The 19,822-nt window shown below is 57.4% G+C and carries 16 protein-coding genes; 5 read left to right on the top strand and 11 right to left on the bottom strand.

The genetic code is table 11. From position 1 onward, the window contains the following. Positions 1-199: 199 nt before the first annotated feature. Entirely contained in the window at positions 200-4,003 is a 3,804-nt protein-coding gene (locus tag AB6T85_RS06370) for an NAD(P)-binding protein (protein WP_369895066.1), read from the top strand. 95 nt (positions 4,004-4,098) lie between these two features. On the opposite strand, the gene AB6T85_RS06365 is transcribed toward AB6T85_RS06370, so the two are convergent. Beyond that, positions 4,099-4,641, bottom strand: coding sequence for a single-stranded DNA-binding protein (locus tag AB6T85_RS06365; RefSeq protein WP_253456176.1), 543 nt, complete (start codon positions 4,639-4,641; stop codon positions 4,099-4,101). A 310-nt stretch (positions 4,642-4,951) separates the two neighbouring features. Here AB6T85_RS06365 and uvrA point away from each other — a divergent pair, with 310 nt between their 5' ends. Both uvrA and AB6T85_RS06355 read left to right on the top strand, forming a co-directional pair. Further along, positions 4,952-7,783, top strand: coding sequence for an excinuclease ABC subunit UvrA (gene uvrA, locus AB6T85_RS06360; protein ID WP_253456179.1), 2,832 nt, complete (start codon positions 4,952-4,954; stop codon positions 7,781-7,783). A gap of 247 nt (positions 7,784-8,030) precedes the next feature. Next, complete coding sequence (locus tag AB6T85_RS06355; RefSeq protein ID WP_125290177.1) at positions 8,031-9,083, top strand: NAD(P)-dependent alcohol dehydrogenase; 1,053 nt, start codon at positions 8,031-8,033, stop codon at positions 9,081-9,083. A gap of 62 nt (positions 9,084-9,145) precedes the next feature. Here AB6T85_RS06355 and AB6T85_RS06350 read toward each other — a convergent pair whose 3' ends face one another. From AB6T85_RS06350 to dnaB, 6 genes are all read right to left on the bottom strand, one after another. After that, entirely contained in the window at positions 9,146-9,475 is a 330-nt protein-coding gene (locus AB6T85_RS06350; RefSeq protein ID WP_125290176.1) for an MmcQ/YjbR family DNA-binding protein, read from the bottom strand. A 1-nt stretch (position 9,476) separates the two neighbouring features. After that, positions 9,477-9,893, bottom strand: a complete 417-nt coding sequence (locus tag AB6T85_RS06345) for a secondary thiamine-phosphate synthase enzyme YjbQ (RefSeq protein WP_301252096.1) — start codon at positions 9,891-9,893, stop codon at positions 9,477-9,479. A 115-nt stretch (positions 9,894-10,008) separates the two neighbouring features. Beyond that, a complete protein-coding gene (locus AB6T85_RS06340) occupies positions 10,009-11,202 on the bottom strand; it encodes an amino acid aminotransferase (RefSeq protein ID WP_369895064.1) in 1,194 nt (397 codons plus the stop codon). A 78-nt stretch (positions 11,203-11,280) separates the two neighbouring features. After that, entirely contained in the window at positions 11,281-11,895 is a 615-nt protein-coding gene (locus tag AB6T85_RS06335) for a YitT family protein (protein WP_125290174.1), read from the bottom strand. 232 nt (positions 11,896-12,127) lie between these two features. Next, complete coding sequence (locus tag AB6T85_RS06330; protein ID WP_253456188.1) at positions 12,128-12,592, bottom strand: Lrp/AsnC family transcriptional regulator; 465 nt, start codon at positions 12,590-12,592, stop codon at positions 12,128-12,130. A 268-nt stretch (positions 12,593-12,860) separates the two neighbouring features. Then, entirely contained in the window at positions 12,861-14,276 is a 1,416-nt protein-coding gene (gene dnaB / locus AB6T85_RS06325; protein WP_125290172.1) for a replicative DNA helicase, read from the bottom strand. A 92-nt stretch (positions 14,277-14,368) separates the two neighbouring features. Here dnaB and AB6T85_RS06320 point away from each other — a divergent pair, with 92 nt between their 5' ends. Continuing rightward, a complete protein-coding gene (locus AB6T85_RS06320) occupies positions 14,369-15,349 on the top strand; it encodes a quinone oxidoreductase (protein WP_369895063.1) in 981 nt (326 codons plus the stop codon). 240 nt (positions 15,350-15,589) lie between these two features. On the opposite strand, the gene pspG is transcribed toward AB6T85_RS06320, so the two are convergent. The 3 genes from pspG to AB6T85_RS06305 all read right to left on the bottom strand — a co-directional run bounded on the left by pspG (position 15,590) and on the right by AB6T85_RS06305 (position 18,422). Beyond that, positions 15,590-15,820, bottom strand: coding sequence for an envelope stress response protein PspG (pspG, locus tag AB6T85_RS06315; protein WP_253456194.1), 231 nt, complete (start codon positions 15,818-15,820; stop codon positions 15,590-15,592). 248 nt (positions 15,821-16,068) lie between these two features. Further along, positions 16,069-17,064, bottom strand: coding sequence for a tRNA dihydrouridine(20/20a) synthase DusA (gene dusA / locus AB6T85_RS06310; protein ID WP_253456197.1), 996 nt, complete (start codon positions 17,062-17,064; stop codon positions 16,069-16,071). A 113-nt stretch (positions 17,065-17,177) separates the two neighbouring features. Next, positions 17,178-18,422 (bottom strand): conjugal transfer protein TraF, encoded by a 1,245-nt coding sequence (locus tag AB6T85_RS06305; protein ID WP_369895062.1) that lies wholly within the window; start codon positions 18,420-18,422, stop codon positions 17,178-17,180. A 438-nt stretch (positions 18,423-18,860) separates the two neighbouring features. Here AB6T85_RS06305 and zur point away from each other — a divergent pair, with 438 nt between their 5' ends. Continuing rightward, complete coding sequence (gene zur, locus AB6T85_RS06300; RefSeq protein ID WP_253456203.1) at positions 18,861-19,376, top strand: zinc uptake transcriptional repressor Zur; 516 nt, start codon at positions 18,861-18,863, stop codon at positions 19,374-19,376. Positions 19,377-19,523: 147 nt separating this feature from the next. On the opposite strand, the gene AB6T85_RS06295 is transcribed toward zur, so the two are convergent. Next, positions 19,524-19,733 carry a CsbD family protein gene (locus tag AB6T85_RS06295; RefSeq protein ID WP_125290167.1) on the bottom strand — a complete coding sequence of 70 codons (210 nt, stop codon included), beginning with the start codon at positions 19,731-19,733 and terminating at the stop codon, positions 19,524-19,526. Positions 19,734-19,822: the final 89 nt, after the last annotated feature.

Here is a 19,822-nt window from a genome sequence, read left to right as displayed (position 1 = left end):
CTCCAGCCGCCTTTTCTTCTGCTCCTCACTGATTTTACCGCTTTCCCCCGTTCGCCAGCTTACGGCGGATATTGCCTTTTTTACGGCGTGGAAACGGTTTTCGGACCGATCGTAATCGGCCTGCACAGCTGCTATCCAGCCGTCGGCACCCTGACGCTGGCGGGAAAATATTCTCTTTTAAACGGTAAGGGAATTTTGCATGGCGCCATTTCGCAGTTTTTGGCAGGCAGGTTACGAAGGAGCCGATCACATTAATCCGCAGGGCCTGCGCCTGTCGATGAATGCGATTACCGACCACCTGACGCAGGCCCGACAGGATTATGCCCGGCTTAAACATTTTAATATTTCCACCGTGCGCGAAAGCGTCGGCTGGCGGCTCGCTGAAACGGCAAAGGGCTACGATTTTTCTTCCGTCGCGTTGCGAATGCAGGCCGCATGCGAACACGATATACAGATATCCTGGACTCTGTGCCACTACGGCTGGCCTGAATACCTGAACCTGTTTTCTTCCGAATTTATCAGCAGTTTCGCTGCATTTTGCGGCGCATTAGCGGAATTTCTGGCGCCGTTCTATGCAGGATCGGAAGCGCCGGTTTACGCGCCGATGAATGAGATTTCTTTCCTCAGTTGGGGTATCTCGGTCGGCCTGTTCGCCTGTGCGGGCGGCCCGGCAAATGACCGCGCGCTTGCCGCCAAGCGCCAGCTGGTGCGCGCCACGCTGGCCGCCTGTGACGCCATTCGCCTTGCCGATCCCCGCGCGCGCTTTCTGCACTGCGATCCCCTGATCCACGTTATCGCCGATGAAGAAAACGAAGCCTGTCGGCAGGCCGCCCGCAGCATAACTGAATCCCAATATCAGGCCTGGGATATGATCGCGGGCCGCTGCGAGCCCGAACTGGGCGGCGCGCCGCACTATCTGGATCTGATTGGCGTTAATTATTATCACGACAATCAGTGGGAAGCGTTTTCCGGCCGTCGGCTCTACTGGCATCTTGGCGACGCACGCCGCAAGCCGCTGCATGCGCTGCTGCATGCGCTGCATAATCGCTACCAGCGGCCGCTGCTGCTGGCCGAAACCAGCCATGTCGGCAGCGGGCGCGGCGCCTGGATCGCGGAGATCGGCTCGCAGCTTGCGCAGGCGCAGCTGGCTGGCGTCACCATCAGCGGCGCTTGCCTTTATCCGATTATCGATCGACCGCTTTGGGAAGACACCGCTTTCTGGACCCGCAGCGGCTTGTGGGATCTCGATCGGCAAGGCCCCGATCCCTGTGCACGTCAGCTACAACACCCTTATGACCATGCTCTGCTCCTGGCGCAGCGTACGATGCGCCGTTTTCATTCCTTTATCACGTCGGCCAGGGAAGCCCGGGAGAATAATATGAAAATACCAGTCCTGATTGTTTTCAGTCATCTGCGTTGGGGATTCGTTTTTCAACGCCCTCAGCATCTGCTGACCCGCCTCGCGCAGCACTACCGCATCCTGTTTGTTGAAGAGCCGATTTATCAGGCGGGAGCGGAAGAGATCCATACCAGCAGCCCGGCGCCTAACGTGACGGTGGTGCAGCCGCATACCGACGTCAACGCGCCGGGTTTTCACGACAGCCAGATTGCGCCGCTTCAGCTTCTGCTCGCCACGCTGATTGATGAGGATGAGCAGCCGCTGATTTGGTTCTATACGCCTATGGCGCTGCCTCTGCTGACGGGCCTGAAGCCGCGCGCCATTATTTACGACTGCATGGATGAGCTGTCGGCGTTCGATCAGGCGCCGCGCCAGCTCCAACAGCGTGAATCCGCGCTGATGAGCCGGGCCGATCTGGTGTTTACCGGCGGCACCAGCCTGTACGAGGCGAAAAAAAGCAAGCATCCTCACGTACACTGTTTCCCCAGCAGCGTAGACGCGGTGCATTTTGAGCAGGCGCTGGATCGCAGCAACGGCCATCCTTTGCAGGAAAATTTGCCGCCGCTGCGCCTGGGCTACTATGGCGTGATCGATGAGCGTCTGGATCTGCCGCTCATTGCGGCGCTGGCCGACAGCCATCCGGACTGGCAGATCGTTATGGTCGGGCCGGTGGTGAAAATCGATCCGGCTACGCTGCCGCAGCGCGGCAATATTCACTGGTTCGGGCAGCAGCCTTATCAGGCGCTGCCGCAGTTTCTCGCGGGCTGGGATGTCTGCCTGATGCCCTTCGCCCTGAACGCCTCCACGCGCTATATCAGCCCAACCAAAGTGCTGGAGTATATGGCGGCTCGTCTGCCTGTCGTCAGCACGGCTATCGCCGACGTGCAGCGGCACTACGCGGGGCTGGTCGAAATTGCCGATAGTCACGCGGCCTTTATCCACGCCTGTGAAAAGATGCTGAAACTGACGCCGGACGCTCACCAGATGCTCGCCGCGAAGATGCGCACCAAAGTGGCGGAGACGTCCTGGGATCGCACTGCAGATCGAATGCACGAGCTGATGACACAGGCTGTCGTCGCCCACTCCGCGCCGTCAGCCGCCGACGCAGCCGTTAAGGCACAGGATGTCGCCTGGCTTAACGTGCAGGCCGAAGAGGCAGAGAAGGTTCCCTGTTTGATTATCGGCGCCGGGCCGACCGGGCTGAGCGCGGGCTACCACTATGGCGAAGGCGCCGTGCTGCTGGAAAAAAACGCCGCGCCCGGCGGCTGGTGCCGCTCGGTCGAACACGCCGGTTTCACCTTCGATTACGCTGGCCATATTATGTTTTCCCAGGATCCCTACGTGCTGCAGCTTTACGAGATGCTGCTGGGCGATAACCTGCACTGGCAGGATCGGGAGGCCTGGGTTTACAGCGAGGGCGTGCACACCCGCTACCCTTTCCAGTCCGCGCTGCATGGGCTGCCGCCGGAGGTGATCAAAGAGTGCATCCTTGGCGCTATCGAAGCGCGCTATGGCGAGGCCGAAGCGCAGGCGGTGCCGCTTAACGCCGCGGCCGCCAGGGATTTGCGCCGCACGGAGAACCGTCTTAGCCACCGCGACTGCTGCGCGGATGGATCGGTGCCCGATGAAGCGTGCGCACTGACCGTCGGCAAACCGGAAAATTTTGAGCAGTTTATCCTGCATACGTGGGGAAAAGGCATCGCGCGTTATTTTGCGCTGCCCTACAACAACAAGCTGTGGAAGCTGCCGCTGAGCGAAATGGAAACCTCATGGCTCGGCGGCCGCGTGCCCTTACCGGATTTGGATCAGATTATCGACGGCGCGCTGAAGCCGCTGGCGAAGCCGGTCGGCCCAAACGCCCGCTTCGGCTATCCGCTGCGCGGCGGTTTTCAGGCGTTGATGTCCGGTTTTTTACCCCATCTGAAATGCAGGCTGGAAACCAATGCTGCTATCGTCAAGATCCTGCCGCAGGCGCGCACCGCGCTGCTGGCCGACGGGCGGGCCTTTCGCTATGAGCAGCTGATCAATACTATGCCGCTGCCGGAACTGATCGTTCTGATGGGCGATGAAGCGCCGCAAAACGTGCAGGCAGCCGCCAGGCATTTGCGTCATGTTTCAGTGCGCTGCGTCAACCTGGGCATCGGCCGCGCTAACCTTAGCGAGAAACACTGGATTTACTATCCGGGCGAGACGATCTTCCACCGCATTTTCCTGCAAGGCAACGCCAGTCCGTTTAATAACCCGAAAGATGGCTTTGGCCTGACCTGCGAGATCAGCTATTGCGCGGAGCACCCTTTGCCGCTGAAAGGCGACGCGCTGATAGCCCGCTGCGTGGAGGATTGTATTCGGGTTGGTATTATCCGCGCTGACGATCCCGTGATTACCGCCAGCGAGGTCGATATGCCTTACGCCTATGTGGTGTACGACCATCACCGCCAGGCGAACGTCGCGTTAATCCGCCAGTGGCTGCTGACCCAGGATATTCATCTGTCGGGTCGCTATAGCGAGTGGGAGTACTACAATTCGGATCACGCGTTCCTGGCCGGTAAACGCGCGGCAGAGAACGTAAAAAGCGAGAGCGTCGCCACCAGCACGCTGGGTTAATCCGCTGCAGCTATAAAACTGCGGCCATAAAAAAACCCCGTATAAACGGGGTTTTTGCTGTTTAGTCTGCCCAGGCCTTGGCCCGGCGACAATAATCAGAACGGGATATCGTCATCGAAATCCATTGGCGGCTCGTTGCCCGCCGGCGCGCTGTTCTGCTGCGGCTGTGGACGAGACTGCTGCTGCTGGCCGCCGCTGAACTGGTTGCCGCCCGCAGGCTGCTGCGGCTGGCCCCAGCCGTTGTTGTTGTTCTGACCCTGGCCGCCGCCAGCCGGTGCGCCGCCGCCCTGACGGCCGCCCAGCATCTGCATGGTGCCGCCAACGTTAACCACAACCTCGGTGGTGTACTTCTCCACGCCCGCCTGGTCGGTCCATTTACGGGTTTGCAGCGCCCCTTCGATATAAACCTGAGAGCCTTTGCGCAGGTATTCGCCCGCCACTTCCGCCAGCTTGCCGAACAGCACTACGCGGTGCCATTCCGTTTTCTCTTTGGTTTCGCCGGTCTGCTTGTCACGCCAGCTTTCGGACGTGGCCAGCGTAATGTTGGCAACGGCGCCGCCATTCGGCATATAGCGGACTTCCGGATCCTGACCCAGATTTCCCACCAGGATTACTTTATTTACGCCTCTGCTGGCCATGTTCGTCTCTCCGATAAATGTTCTTAGCTTAAGGATGAAATTCTAACACGCCCTACCCATAGATTATACCTTCGGATCCGGGTTTCAGAGGCGGATCGCAAAGGGTCGCTTTCAGGCGCAGCCTTTCGGCAGGCGGGGCGGGCAGGATCGCAAAATGCCCTGGCGTCGCCTGGCAATGCCAGGATCCCGTGGCGTATTATACAGCAAAGTACTGTATATCCATTCAGCTTTTTTTGTGCCATACTAACAGGCTTAATTCTGGCCGTGCCGGACAGGCATGGTGACGTCCGTGTTAATCCGGGAATTGTGAATGGATAAGATCGAAGTACGGGGTGCCCGCACCCATAATCTGAAGAATATCAACCTGATCATCCCGCGCGACAAACTGATCGTTGTCACCGGCCTGTCGGGTTCGGGTAAGTCCTCGCTGGCGTTTGATACGCTGTATGCCGAGGGGCAGCGCCGCTACGTGGAATCCCTTTCCGCCTATGCGCGTCAGTTCCTCTCGCTGATGGAAAAGCCGGATGTCGATCATATAGAAGGGCTGTCGCCAGCCATCTCGATCGAACAGAAATCAACCTCGCATAACCCACGCTCTACCGTCGGCACCATCACGGAAATCCACGACTACCTGCGCCTGCTGTTTGCTCGCGTGGGCGAACCGCGCTGCCCGGACCACGACGTCACGCTGGCGGCGCAGACGGTCAGCCAGATGGTGGATAACGTGCTGTCGGAGCCGGAAGGCCGCCGCCTGATGCTGCTCGCGCCTATCGTTAAAGAACGCAAGGGCGAGCACACCAAAACGCTGGAAAACCTGGCTTCACAGGGCTATATCCGCGCGCGCATCGACGGCGAAGTCTGCGATCTCTCCGATCCGCCGAAGCTGGAGCTGCAAAAGAAACACACTATTGAAGTGGTAGTGGATCGCTTCAAGGTGCGGGAAGATCTGAAACAGCGCCTGGCGGAATCCTTTGAGACGGCGCTGGAGCTTTCCGGCGGCACCGCCGTGATCGCCGATATGGACGACGCGCAGGCGGAAGAGCTGATCTTCTCCGCCAATTTCGCCTGTCCGATCTGCGGCTACAGCATGACGGAGCTGGAACCACGCCTGTTCTCGTTCAACAATCCGGCCGGCGCCTGCCCGACCTGCGACGGTCTGGGCGTACAGCAATATTTCGATCCGGATCGCGTGGTGCAAAACCCGGAGCTGTCGCTGGCCGGCGGCGCTATCCGTGGCTGGGATCGCCGTAACTTTTACTACTTCCAGATGCTGCGCTCGCTGGCCGAGCACCTGGATTTCGACATCGAAGCGCCGTTTGATTCGCTGAGCGACAAGGCTCGCAAAATCATCCTGTACGGCTCCGGCAAAGAGAGCATCGAGTTTAAATACATCAACGATCGCGGCGATACCTCCGTGCGTCGTCATCCGTTCGAAGGCGTGCTGCATAATATGGAGCGCCGTTACAAAGAGACGGAGTCCGCCGCAGTGCGCGAGGACCTGGCGAAGTTTATCAGCAACCGCGCCTGTGCGACCTGTGAAGGCACGCGTCTGCGCCGTGAGGCGCGCCACGTCTACGTTGAGAACACCACGCTGCCGACTATTTCGGATATGAGCATCGGCCATGCAATGGCGTTCTTCCAGAACATGAAGCTGAGCGGCCAGCGCGCCAAAATCGCCGAGAAAGTACTGAAAGAGATCGGCGATCGCCTGAAGTTTTTGGTTAACGTCGGCCTGAATTACCTGTCGATGTCCCGCTCTGCTGAAACGTTGTCGGGCGGCGAAGCGCAGCGTATCCGTCTGGCGAGCCAGATCGGCGCCGGGCTGGTGGGCGTGATGTACGTGCTGGACGAGCCTTCTATCGGCCTGCACCAGCGCGATAACGAGCGCCTGCTGGAGACGCTGGTACACCTGCGCGATCTGGGTAACACCGTGATCGTGGTAGAGCATGATGAAGATGCGATCCGCGCTGCCGATCACGTGATCGATATCGGGCCGGGCGCGGGCGTGCACGGCGGCCAGGTAGTGGCGGAAGGTACCGTTGACGACATCATGGCCGTGAAGGAGTCGCTGACCGGGCAGTACCTGAGCGGCGAGCGCGGAATCCAGGTGCCGGAAGAGCGCGTCAAAGCCGATGCCAGCAAAGTGCTGAAGCTAAGCGGCGCAAAAGGCAACAACCTCAAGGACGTAACGCTGACGCTGCCGGTTGGCCTGTTCAGCTGCATTACCGGCGTGTCCGGTTCCGGCAAGTCGACGCTGATCAACGATACGCTGTTCCCTATTGCGCAGCGCCAGCTGAACGGCGCTACCATCGCCGAGGCGGCACCCTATCGCGAAATTACCGGCATGGAGCATTTCGATAAGGTTATCGATATCGACCAAAGCCCGATCGGGCGTACGCCGCGCTCCAACCCGGCCACCTATACCGGCATCTTTACGCCGGTGCGCGAACTGTTTGCGGGCGTGCCGGAGTCGCGCACGCGCGGCTATACGCCCGGCCGCTTCAGCTTTAACGTGCGCGGCGGACGCTGCGAAGCCTGTCAGGGCGACGGCGTGATCAAGGTGGAAATGCACTTCCTGCCGGATATCTACGTGCCGTGCGACCAGTGTAAAGGCAAGCGCTATAACCGCGAGACGCTGGAGATAAAATACAAAGGCAAAAGCATTCACCAGGTGCTGGAGATGACTATCGAAGAGGCGCGCGAGTTCTTCGATGCGGTGCCTGCGCTGGCGCGTAAGCTGCAAACGCTGATGGACGTGGGCCTTTCCTATATCCGTCTGGGGCAGTCGGCCACCACGCTTTCCGGCGGCGAGGCGCAGCGCGTCAAGCTGGCCCGCGAGCTGTCGAAGCGCGGCACCGGTCAGACGCTCTATATCCTGGATGAGCCGACCACCGGCCTGCACTTTGCCGATATCCAGCAGCTGCTGGCCGTGCTGCACCAGCTGCGCGATCAGGGCAATACCATCGTGGTAATTGAGCACAACCTCGACGTGATCAAAACTGCTGACTGGATTGTCGATCTCGGCCCGGAAGGCGGCAGCGGCGGCGGTGAGATCCTGGTTTCCGGCACGCCGGAAACGGTGGCGGAGTGCAAAGAGTCGCATACCGCACGCTTCCTTAAGCCGCTACTGGCAAAGAAATAGTTTGCCACGAAGGCGCGAGTCGTTAAGGACTCGCGCCTTTTTCCTTCTGCACTGCCGTTATCGCTTCCGCTGTTTTCTTCCGCGTCTGCAATAAAACTTTCTTATTAGCGCCTGTTTTTTGTCATTTTCCCCTAAAAATTGCAGGATCAGGCAAGATTTAAACAGGTTCCGGCATACCCCTGCGCGGGTCGGGCCACTATCCTTAATGAGCCGTGAGGCACACGCCATTCCATTATCAGGAGAGTCCATGAATATTACCCATGCTTATGCCGCTAAAAGCGCCGATGCGAAGCTTGCGCCTTTTGAATTCCAGCCGCGCGAACTGCGTGAGCACGACGTACAGATTGAAATTCTTTACTGCGGCGTCTGCCATTCCGATTTACACCAGGCCCGCAACGAGTGGAAAAACACCATTTTTCCCGTCGTACCGGGACATGAAATCGTAGGTCGCGTGACCGCCGTCGGCGGCCATACGCACAAGTATAAAATCGGCGATTTAGTCGGCGTTGGCTGTCTGGTTGATTCCTGCCGCACCTGCGACAGCTGTAAAGAAGACCTGGAGCAGTATTGCGAAAACGGCTTTACCGGCACCTATAACGGTGAAGATCGCGAAACCGGCGACATCACCTACGGCGGCTACTCAACGCAGATCGTCGTCAATGAAGACTTCGTGCTGCGCGTGCCGGAGAATCTGGATCCCGCAGGCGCCGCGCCGCTGCTGTGCGCCGGCATCACCACTTATTCGCCGCTGAGCCACTGGGGCGCAGGTCCGGGCAAAAAAGTCGGTATCGTGGGCCTGGGCGGTCTGGGCCATATGGGCGTGAAAATCGCACACGCGATGGGCGCGCACGTCGTGCTGTTCACCACCTCCCCTTCTAAGGTAGAAGACGGCAAACGCCTGGGTGCGGATGAAGTGGTGATTTCTAAAGATCCTGAGCAGATGGCGCAGCACGCCAACAGCTTTGATTTTATCCTGAATACCGTGGCGGCTCCGCACGATCTGAACCCGTTTATCACGCTGCTGCGTCGCGACGGCAACATGACGCTGGTTGGCGCGCCGGAACACGATCATCCATCACCGCAGGTGTTTAACCTGATTTTTAAACGCCGCAGCATCGCCGGTTCGCTGATTGGCGGCATCAAAGAAACGCAGGAAATGCTGGATTTCTGCGGCAAGCACAACATCACCTCGGATATTGAGATGATCAAAATGGACGAAATCAACGAAGCCTACGAACGTATGCTGAAAAGCGACGTGAAGTACCGTTTTGTGATTGATATCGCCACGCTGCGCGGATAAACGTTCTTCAGGCATCCTGAAGCCCGATGGGTATCAGGGTGCCTGAGCCGCGTCTTCTTTCACTACGCCGTTCGCGTAGCCAGCGCCTGCTGAAGCGAGGCGTCGATCAGATAGTAAATCTGCGAATCCTTCAGCGAGCCATCCAGCAGCACGGTGCTCCAGTGCGTTTTATTCAGATGCGCGGCGGGCACCACATCGCTGTGCTTTTCCCGCAGTAAATCCGCCAGCGCGGGCGTCGACTTCAGAGTTACCGCAGGACGGTCGTCCACTTCATGTACCATTGCAAACAGCACGTCATCCACTTTTATCTGGGTCGCTTTCCAGTCGTTATGCACGACCTGCTCCGCACCCGGCTTATCCATGCAGTAAGAAAGTAAATCCGATACGTTCATGTCATTCCCCCTGTAGCGTGGCGATAATGCGGCGGCTGCCGCCGTGATTGCGATGCTCGCCCAGCCAGATGCCTTGCCAGGTGCCCAGCAGCAGCTTGCCACGGCTCACCGGCAGCGTCAGCGACACGCCCAGCGACGAAGATTTAATATGCGCAGGCATATCGTCCGCGCCTTCGTAATCATGCTCATAGTTCGCCTTTTCCGGCACCTGCCGCAAAAAATGGTTTTCCATGTCGCTTCTCACCGTGGGATCGCAATTTTCATTCAGCGTCAGCGAGGCGGAAGTATGCTGAAGCAGCAGATGCAGCAGGCCGACCTGCACATCGCCAAGCCGCCGCAGCTCCTGGACGATCTCGTCCGTTACCAGATGAAAGCCGCGGGATTTGGGATCCAGGGTGATTGTCTGCTGATACCACATCGTTATGCTCCTTAACTGAATACGTTCCGTTAAGTGTGCAGCATGATGGGAAAAGGTAAACCTGCGGAGGGAAAAAAGAGTGAAAAAGGCCGGACGGGCGTCCGGCCACAGCGGCTTACATGACCGCCGCGAAAGCTTCGGCAACCTGATGCACGTTCTCGTTGTTCAGGCCCGCCACGCACATACGCCCGCTGGCGATCAGATAGATGCCGAACTCGTCACGCAGGCGATCGACCTGTGCCGCGCTCAGACCGGTGTAGCTGAACATGCCGCGCTGCTTCAGCAGGTAATCGAAGTTTTTGCCCGGCACCGCCGTGGTCAGCACGTCCACCAGCGCCTGACGCATGGTGGAGATGCGCACGCGCATCGCCTCGACTTCCGCCAGCCACTGCGCTTTCAGCGCCGCGTCGTTCAGCACGCAGGCCACCACCTGAGCGCCGAAGTTTGGCGGGCTGGAGTAGTTGCGGCGCACGGTGGCCTTCAGCTGGCCCAGCACGCGGGAAGCTTCTTCCGCATCTTCACAGACCACGGAAAGACCGCCGACGCGCTCGCCGTACAGCGAGAAGATTTTTGAGAAAGAGTTGCTGACCAGCGACGGTAAACCTGCGGCGGCAATCGCGCGGATCGCATAGGCGTCTTCTTCCATGCCTTCGCCAAAGCCCTGATAGGCAATATCCAGGAAGGGGATCAGATCGCGCTCTTTCAGTACCGCCGTCACGCTGTCCCACTGCTGGTTAGTCAGATCGGCGCCGGTCGGATTATGGCAGCAGGGATGCAGCAGCACGATGCTCTGCGGCGGCAGCGTCTTCAGCGTGGCGATCAGCTCTTCGAACTTCACGCCGTTGGTCGCATCGTCGTACCACGGATAGGTGTTTACCTGGAAACCCGCGCCGGAAAAGATCGCAATATGGTTTTCCCAGGTTGGGTTACTGACCCAGACCTGAGAGCCGGGAAAATACGCCTTGAGGAAATCCGCACCGACCTTCAGCGCGCCGGAGCCGCCAACGGTCTGGATGGTGGCGATACGCCCGGCCTGCAACATTGGATGCGCCTGACCAAACAGCAGCGGCGCAACCGCGCTGCGGTAGGACGGCAGCCCTTCCATCGGCAGATAGAGAGAAGCATCGTGCGCCTGCGCGTTCAGACGCGCTTCCGCTGCGGCCACCGCCTTCAGCTGAGGAATAACGCCCTGGCCGTCGTAATACAGCCCGATGCTCAGGTTAACCTTGTGGGGGCGCGTATCCTGCTTGTAGGTTTCCATCAGGGAAAGGATCGGATCGCCAGCATAGGCATCAACGTTTTGAAACACGGTGCAAATCTCCATTAATTAGTTGGTCGGACGCTGTGGCGCTCGCGGCCTTGCGCGACGAAGGGCGCCGCGCCTGGTTCAGACAGCGTAACGGCCAGGGCGGTGGTTCATGGCGATAATCAGGTTAAGGATCGCCGCGCCCGCAACCGAGGCCGCCAGCATCGGCAACGGCACCACAAACAGCGAGGCCAGTACCACGCAGGTATCGACCGCCATCTGTAATTTTCCGGCACGGATACCGTAACGATCCTGTAGCCATAACGCCAGAATATTCACGCCGCCCAGGCTGGCCTTATGGCGGAACAGTACTATAAACCCAATCCCCATAATGACGTTACCGAACAGCGTGGCGTAAAAGGGATCCAGCGCGGAAAAATGGATAAAAAGCGTATGCAGATGGGTAAACAGCGACACCAGGCCGACGGCGCTGAAGGTTTTAAGGGTAAACGCCCAGCCCATGCGCTTAACCGCCAGCCAGTAAAAAGGCAGGTTGATCAGGAAAAAAGCGAGGCCGAAAGAAGCGTGCGTCAGATAGCTAAGCAGAAAAGCGATACCTGCGGTGCTGCCGGTCAGGGCACCCGCGCTTTTTAACAGCATTACGCCAAACGAGACCATCAGCGTTCCAAACAGCAGCGCCAGCGCATCTTCGATAAAGGTATGGGGGACTTTAACAGGCTGAACGACGTTATCCATAAGGTTGATTCTCTGAGAAATAAACGCTGACTCAGCAAGAATCGCACCACTCTTTTGCCATTCGGGTGATGGCGAGACAAGTGATTGACTGGAAAGAATTAACCTTGTGCGCATTTACGGGGTAAAAGCAGCAATATATGCATGAATAAGAGGAAACACGCTTATATCTCGCATGGCATACCCTGACCATGCACTAAATTGATCCACATCTGCACCAAAAAAGGGCTATTGGTCAGCCAGGCGTCATCATGCCGTTTTCTTTCAGGCGGGTGAGCACGACAGAGGTCTTAACATGCGACACGCTTCGATGTCCCGCCACCAGCTGGCTAATCAGCGCGCTCAACGCGGGCAAATCGGCGACGGCGACCTTTAGCAGATAGTCGGCGTCGCCGGTGGTTTTCCAGGCATCGACGATAGCCGTTTCTTCAGCCACCATGCGGGTAAAGCTGTCCACGTATTCAGCGGTGTGGTTAATCAGGCGGACTTCAATCAGGCCGATCAGGCCCAGCCCTACCGCATTAGCTGAAAGCCGTGCGTGATAGCCGAGGATCAGCCCCGCCTGCTCAAGGTTGATGCGGCGGCGGGAGCACTGCGAAGCGGAAAGCCCGACCAGATCGCTCAGCTCCTGGTTAGTCAGGCGGCCATTGCTTTCCAGCAGCGTCAGTATTTTGAAGTCATAATCATCGATCTGGGTCATCATTTATCCGGCGGCTAATTATTTTTCCTGCCGGACAGGTAAGCGCAGTTCCCGCCTCGTTGTCCAATACTATTTTCCTAAGGGAAAAACCGCTGCCGGGTAAACGCACGCTTATTGGTAATGGCTTTCTTGTCAGAGATTAATATTCAAAAAAATTACGAGAAGAACAGCAGGAGAGAATAAAGGGTTAGCGTATTGATATGCCTGAAGGCAATGAAAACCCTCTTCCAATAACGGCCGCTACCGGAAGAGGCAAAGAAAGAAGAGCTTATTCGTCGTCGTACTGCGGGCCGGCGTAGTTATCAAAGCGCGACCACTGGCCGTTAAAGGTCAGGCGCACCGTGCCGATAGGGCCGTTACGCTGCTTGCCCAGAATGATTTCCGCAATGCCTTTCAGATCGCTGTTTTCGTGGTAAACCTCGTCACGATAGATAAACATGATCAGGTCGGCATCCTGCTCGATGGAGCCGGACTCACGCAGATCGGAGTTAACGGGACGCTTATCGGCACGCTGTTCAAGAGAACGGTTAAGCTGCGACAGCGCCACGACCGGCACCTGCAGCTCTTTTGCCAGCGCCTTCAGCGAGCGGGAAATCTCGGCAATCTCCAGCGTACGGTTATCGGACAGCGCCGGGACGCGCATCAGCTGCAGGTAGTCGATCATAATCAGGCTTAACCCGCCGTGCTCACGGAAAATACGTCGCGCGCGCGAGCGCACTTCCGTTGGCGTCAGGCCGGAAGAGTCATCGATAAACATGTTCTTCTTCTCCAGCAGGATGCCCATCGTGCTGGAAATACGCGCCCAGTCTTCGTCATCCAGCTGGCCGGTACGAATACGGGTCTGGTCAACGCGGGAAAGGGAGGCCAGCATACGCATCATCAGCTGTTCGCCGGGCATTTCCAGGCTGAAGATCAATACCGGTTTATCCTGCAACATCGCCGCGTTTTCGCAGAGGTTCATGGCAAACGTGGTTTTACCCATCGACGGACGCGCCGCCACGATAATCAAATCCGAGCGCTGGAGACCTGCGGTCTTCTTATTAAGATCCTGATAGCCGGTGTCAACGCCGGTTACGCCATCATGCGGCGTTTGGTAAAGCGATTCGATCCTGGAGATCGTCGCTTCCAGGATCTGATCGACGCTTTTCGGCCCTTCATCCTTGTTGGCGCGATTTTCGGCGATCTGGAAAACGCGGGATTCCGCCAGATCGAGCAGATCTTCGCTGGTGCGGCCTTGCGGATCGTAACCGGCATCGGCGATCTCGTTTGCCACCGCGATCATTTCGCGTACCACCGCTCGTTCGCGTACGATGTCGGCATAGGCGCCTATGTTCGCCGCACTTGGCGTATTTTTCGATAATTCAGCCAGGTAAGCGAAGCCGCCGACCATGCTGAGTTCACCTTTGGTTTCCAGCGACTCGGAAAGCGTGATCAGATCGATTGGCTTGCCCATTTCCAGCAGCCGCTGCATTTCGCTGAAGATCATGCGATGCGGACGACTAAAGAAGTCCTGCGCCACCACGCGCTCAGAGACGTTATCCCAGCGCTCGTTATCCAGCATCAGGCCGCCCAACACGGACTGCTCCGCTTCCAGCGAATGGGGCGGCAGCTTCAGCCCTTCCATTTGCCGGTCGCGCGGCTCACGGTTTTCATTGGATTTGTTGGTGGGTTTATTTCCTGCCATAGTGATGTAATACCTTGTGTGGGGACGCGCCAGTATACCCGTTTGACGGCCTTTCGTCCTCCATCAATCACGCGCAATCAACAGGAGTGACCATGCCAAAACGCATACAAATCAGTCAGCACGGCGGCCCGGAAGTGATGCAGATTATCGATGCGGCCATCCCGGAACCGGCCGCTGACGAGGTTGTGGTTGAGAACAAAGCGATAGGCATTAACTACATTGATACCTACGTGCGCAGCGGGCTTTATCCGGCTTCGCTGCCTTCTGGCCTGGGAACGGAAGCGGCTGGCGTGGTAAAGAGCGTGGGCGAAGGCGTGACTACGGTTAAGGTTGGCGATCGCGTGGTTTATGCGCAGTCGGCGCTGGGCGCCTACAGCGAATATCATGCCGTTGCGGCTGACAAGCTGGCGCTGCTGCCGGACGCCATCTCTTTTGAGCAGGCGGCGGCCTCGTTTCTGAAAGGGCTGACCGTGCATTACCTGCTGCGGCAGACCTACGTGGTACAGCCGGACGAAACCTTTCTGTTTCAGGCGGCGGCGGGCGGCGTAGGGCTGATCGCCTGCCAGTGGGCGAAAGCGCTGGGCGCGCATCTGATCGGCACCGTCGGCTCGGCGGAAAAAGCGGCAAGAGCCAAAGAGGCCGGCGCCTGGGAAACCATTAACTATCGCGAAGAAGATGTGGCAAAGCGCGTGCTGGAACTGACCAACGGCAAGAAAGTGCGCGTGGTGTACGACTCGGTAGGCAAGGATACCTGGGAAGCCTCGCTGGACTGCCTGCAGCGGCGCGGCCTGATGGTCAGCTTCGGCAACGCCTCCGGGCCGGTGACCGGGGTGAATTTATCGACGCTCACCCAGAAAGGATCGCTGTACGTGACCCGCCCTTCTCTTAACGGCTATATCACCAACGCCGATGCGCTGACGCAGGCCAGCAACGAGCTGTTTTCGCTGATAGCCAGCGGTGCGATTAAGGTAGAGGTGCCGGAACAGCAGAAGTTTGCGTTAACGGACGCGCAGCAGGCGCATAAAACATTGCAAAGCCGTGCCACTCAAGGCTCCTGCCTGCTGATCCCCTGACGGCAAACGCGCCAGGCCTGTCAGAAATAAGTGGGGCTTCCCGTAGGAAGCCCCTTTTTCTTTTTTATAGTTCGCGCTGGTTGTAGGGTCAGCGGCGATGAATTTCGGCAATTCAGTAAAATCATCCTGACAGAATTCATAAGTAAAAAATATGTTTAATTGCAAATTTGTCTGTGCGATCTGCCAGGTTGTGATCGACTCCGCATTACCTTTTGCAAACCTGGCGTCAACGCTCTGAAATTAGCGAGATATCCAGCGTGCTGTTTTTGACGGCGGTTTACGGTATGCGCGATAAATCCATACCGCAGCGACCGCCAGCGCCAGCCAAGGCAGCATTTTAATGACCACCATCAGCAAACCGGCGAACATCATCACTACGCTGGCGACAAACAGCGCCAGGATAATCCCCAGCAGCGAAACGCCCGTCAGCAGCAGCATGACAAAAAAGCCAAGCACGAAAAAGATTTCCATCAGCGTTCCTCCCGTTAAAGATGCTGTAGCACTATTACAAGATCCGTGCCAGAAATGCAGTTCATCTAAAGCTTTGAATTTAATGAGAAAGGATAAAAGAACCGCACGGAGGGCCTGGTCAATATCGCTATTACCTGGCGCGATATTGACCAGGTAATAGCGAGCCAGCAGCAGGCCGTGCTTTACAGGCGGTCATTCGAGGATTTCTGCCGGCCGCCGCTTACTGATAGCGCCTTTGGCCCGACGGCTTATACCGCTGTCGGTACCTTGTCGGCCACCAGCGCCAGCGCGGCTTCCAGCGTCTCTACGTTCGCACCCGGCTTGTGGGCATTTTCACTCAGATAACGACGCCACTGGCGTGCGCCAGGGATCCCCTGAAACAGCCCCAGCATATGGCGAGTGATATGGCCCAGGTAAGTTCCCTGCGCCAGTTCGCTTTCAATATAAGGGTACATTGAGCGCACCACCGCCACCGGATCGACCGCAGGACGATCGCAGCCAAACAGCTCCCGATCAACCTCTGCCAGCATTCCCGGATTTTGATAGGCTTCGCGGCCTACCATCACGCCATCCACATGCTGCAAATGCGCTTTGGCTTCCGCCAGCGACTTGATGCCGCCGTTAATCGACAGCGTCAAATGCGGAAAATCACGTTTCAGTTGATAAACGCGCTCGTAGTCCAGCGGCGGGATCTCGCGGTTCTCTTTCGGGCTGAGGCCGGAAAGCCAGGCTTTACGCGCATGGATAATAAACATGTCGCAGCCGCCCTGTTCCGATACCTGACGGATAAAATCGCAGAGAAACTCATAGCTGTCCTGCTCATCAATGCCGATACGGGTTTTTACCGTGACCGGAATCGACACGCGATCGCGCATGGCCTTCACCGCGTCTGCCACCAGCGCGGCTTCTCCCATCAGGCAGGCGCCGAAGCGTCCGTTCTGCACGCGGTCGGAAGGACAACCGACGTTCAGGTTGATCTCGTTATAGCCGCGAGCCTGCGCCAGTTCGGCACATTGCGCCAGCGCAAGCGGATCGCTACCGCCAAGCTGCAGGGCGACCGGCTGCTCCTGCTGGTTCCAGGCCAGATAGTCGCCTTTGCCATGAATAATGGCGCCGGTGGTGACCATCTCGGTGTAAAGCAACGCCTGACGGCTCAGCTGACGGTGAAAGTAGCGGCAGTGGCGGTCGGTCCAGTCCAGCATTGGCGCAACGGAAAAACGGTGGGCAGGTAAATTTTGGGTCATAAAGCGCAAAGACTCTGATTAACAAATGACGATAATGTGCGCAATGATAGCATGACTGCCCGCAATCGCTAAACGGGCTGTAAGGGCGCACGGTGATGCGCCCCTGAGAGAAATCAGAACGTGAAGTTAAGCTGGGCTACCGCGCCCCAGGTATTGTCATTGCCCCGCATTCCGGCCAGGTCCAGATGTACCTTGTTAAACGGCGACACGCCAAAACCGGCGGTGACCACGTTGGTATCGTTAGACTTCATATCCGCACGATAACCTGCACGCAGCTGCAGCCAGTCCAGTACGCGATACTCCGCGCCCACGCCTGCATACTGGCTGTCTTCCACCGTTTTAAACCGTTTGGTCGGCGTGGCGTCCACATCCAGCGCCGCCGTCAGCCGCTCGGTATGATAAGAGACGCCAGGCGTCACTACCGGGCGGATCTGGTAAGTATCCTTGTAGCCGTTCACTTCGCGGGTATCGATATCGCGGGCAATCAGGTTCTGCGCGCTGACGCCCAGCGTCCAGTTATCGTTCAGATCGGTCGCCGCACCGGCATCCATGTTGAAACCGGTATTGGAATTTTTATAGCGCCCTTTGGTGAAATCCGACTTGTCGTAGTTATAAACGGAGGCGCTATAGTTATAGAGATAAGTCTTCTGGATCTTCGGCGTGATGCCAAACGAAACCGGATGACCGGCAATATTGAACTCATGCGCCACGGCAACGCCGTAGTCATAAACTATGGCGCCGCGTCCCAGCGCTGACGAGGTCAGCGAGTCCTGCGCGCCCGGCCGTGGAAAATCGGTGCCGTCGGCAATGCGCTGCAAATAGTCGATATCGCCCTGGCTGACGTTCGCCGTCACGTGCGCCGTACCGTAAGCTTTCGCCACAAAGGCAAAAGGCAGCACTTCGTTCGGCACGGTCACCGCCACGGCCGCGCCTGCCGTAGCCCAGGCTTTGTTGCCCTTGATGCCGCGCAGCTGGCTCGCCAGATCGCCGGCCGCCGCCCGCACGCGTGGATAATTCGTGATCGGGCTGATGGGAGCCTGCTCTGCAATGTCCTGATAGCGATCAACGCTGTCGCTCAGGTCATCCACTTTATCGATGAGCTTGTGCTTATCCGTCAGCTGCGCGCCAGCGGCCGGAAGAATAATACTGACATCGTCTTCCGGCTGGGCTTTCGTCATCAGCGCCGGGTTAGCCAGCACCGCCGTGCCATAGGTTGAAGAGGCTACGCCCGTGCCACCCATCGCATCGTTGCGAGCGTCGTAGTAGTTGCCAGCGGCCAGAGCGCTTAGCGGAGCCAGAAACAGCACGGGAAATACAACCGGTCGGGTGAATCTGTTCAGCTTAAATTTTTTGACCATTTACTTCTAACCCTTCAACAAAGGAGACAGCGCCTGAAGCGCGACAAGTGTGATTGTCCGTATAATGGGCCGAACGGCGCTAAGTCATTAGCCTGAACTAAGTCAAATTACCGGGGCTTTTCTGCTCATTGCACGGCTTTTAATCTGCTAGCTGGCTTGAAAATAAGCCGTGTTTTCAACGTCTGCTGTGGAAAGGTTTACAAATATTTAAGTAAATGTAGCCAAAACATTTCAGAGTGCAACCGTTATTGACGGTCTTCTTTAGTAATGAATGGTACAACGCAGTTGATGACAAAGGTGAGCTTCCGCTCTTCGGATTTGACTGAAATTTTTTGCGGGCATAGCGATGAAGGGAGACGCTCAGGCGGGAAGCCGGAAGCGCGGCGTTTTTATCGGCGCTGTGATAATATAACGTGCTAAGCCAGCCTGGGGAGATCTATGAACATTAACAGTCCTGAAAATATTCTGTCGCAGGCGGAAGCTATCTGTCAGCAGCGCAACGTCAGGCTGACGCCTCAGCGTCTGGAGGTGCTGCGGCTGATGAGCCAGCACCACGGCGCGATCAGCGCGTACGACCTGCTGGACCTGCTGCGCGCCAGCGAACCGCAGGCCAAACCGCCCACTATCTATCGGGCATTGGACTTTCTGCTGGAGCAGGGATTCGTGCATCGCGTGGAGTCCACCAACAGCTATGTCGTCTGCCATCATTTCGAAGAGCCTGCGCATACCTCGGCGATGCTGATCTGCGACCGCTGCGGCGGCGTAGCGGAGCAACATGCGGAAGGCGTGCAGGATATTCTGAAGTCCCTGTCGCGGGCAGCGGGCTTTGCGCTGACCAACAGCGTGATTGAAGCGCACGGATTGTGCCAAAGCTGCGTTGAGGTGGAAGCCTGCCAGCATCAGGATGCGTGCCAGCACGATCATACGCTTGGGACAAAAAAGCGCGGTCGTTGAAACGGTCAACCATCAGAATAATTTAAGCGGCGGGATCGCGCCAGACAAAACAACAAGGGCAGCGCCAGAAGCGCTGCCCTTGCTTTAGAAGGCTATCCGGAGAGTCGGCCCTGGCAGTGCCAGTCAGCCTTTCCGGAGGCTATCTTATCAGAAACGATGGTTGTTGCTGGTTTCCCAGTCGCCCAGCTCTTTCTCAGCCTGGTCTTTGGTGTAGCCATAACGTTCCTGAATTTTACCGACCAGCTGATCGCGTTTACCTTCTACGACGGTCATGTCGTCATCGGTCAGCTTGCCCCATTTTTCTTTAAATTTACCTTTTAACTGTTTCCAGTTACCGCCGGCTTCGTCTTTATTCATCTTGTTTCTCCTTAACCTTAGGTGATAACAGCTTATCGTTACAGCAAAACCACTGACAGCAACATAAAACGCTGCCCAAATGCCTAACG

The organism is Erwinia aeris (assembly GCF_041224955.1).
GTDB classification, from domain to species: domain Bacteria; phylum Pseudomonadota; class Gammaproteobacteria; order Enterobacterales; family Enterobacteriaceae; genus Erwinia; species Erwinia aeris.
This window is presented reverse-complemented; position numbering and strand designations above follow the sequence as displayed.

Coding starts and splice junctions, on each gene's coding strand:
- AB6T85_RS06345 (WP_301252096.1), bottom strand. CDS start 9,893: ATGTGGTATCAGCAGACAATCACCCTGGATCCCAAATCCCGCGGCTTT.
- uvrA (WP_253456179.1), top strand. CDS start 4,952: ATGGATAAGATCGAAGTACGGGGTGCCCGCACCCATAATCTGAAGAAT.
- AB6T85_RS06365 (WP_253456176.1), bottom strand. CDS start 4,641: ATGGCCAGCAGAGGCGTAAATAAAGTAATCCTGGTGGGAAATCTGGGT.
- AB6T85_RS06350 (WP_125290176.1), bottom strand. CDS start 9,475: ATGAACGTATCGGATTTACTTTCTTACTGCATGGATAAGCCGGGTGCG.
- AB6T85_RS06330 (WP_253456188.1), bottom strand. CDS start 12,592: ATGACCCAGATCGATGATTATGACTTCAAAATACTGACGCTGCTGGAA.
- AB6T85_RS06320 (WP_369895063.1), top strand. CDS start 14,369: ATGCCAAAACGCATACAAATCAGTCAGCACGGCGGCCCGGAAGTGATG.
- AB6T85_RS06335 (WP_125290174.1), bottom strand. CDS start 11,895: ATGGATAACGTCGTTCAGCCTGTTAAAGTCCCCCATACCTTTATCGAA.
- AB6T85_RS06370 (WP_369895066.1), top strand. CDS start 200: ATGGCGCCATTTCGCAGTTTTTGGCAGGCAGGTTACGAAGGAGCCGAT.
- dnaB (WP_125290172.1), bottom strand. CDS start 14,276: ATGGCAGGAAATAAACCCACCAACAAATCCAATGAAAACCGTGAGCCG.
- dusA (WP_253456197.1), bottom strand. CDS start 17,064: ATGACCCAAAATTTACCTGCCCACCGTTTTTCCGTTGCGCCAATGCTG.
- pspG (WP_253456194.1), bottom strand. CDS start 15,820: ATGGAAATCTTTTTCGTGCTTGGCTTTTTTGTCATGCTGCTGCTGACG.
- AB6T85_RS06295 (WP_125290167.1), bottom strand. CDS start 19,733: ATGAATAAAGACGAAGCCGGCGGTAACTGGAAACAGTTAAAAGGTAAA.
- AB6T85_RS06355 (WP_125290177.1), top strand. CDS start 8,031: ATGAATATTACCCATGCTTATGCCGCTAAAAGCGCCGATGCGAAGCTT.
- zur (WP_253456203.1), top strand. CDS start 18,861: ATGAACATTAACAGTCCTGAAAATATTCTGTCGCAGGCGGAAGCTATC.
- AB6T85_RS06305 (WP_369895062.1), bottom strand. CDS start 18,422: ATGGTCAAAAAATTTAAGCTGAACAGATTCACCCGACCGGTTGTATTT.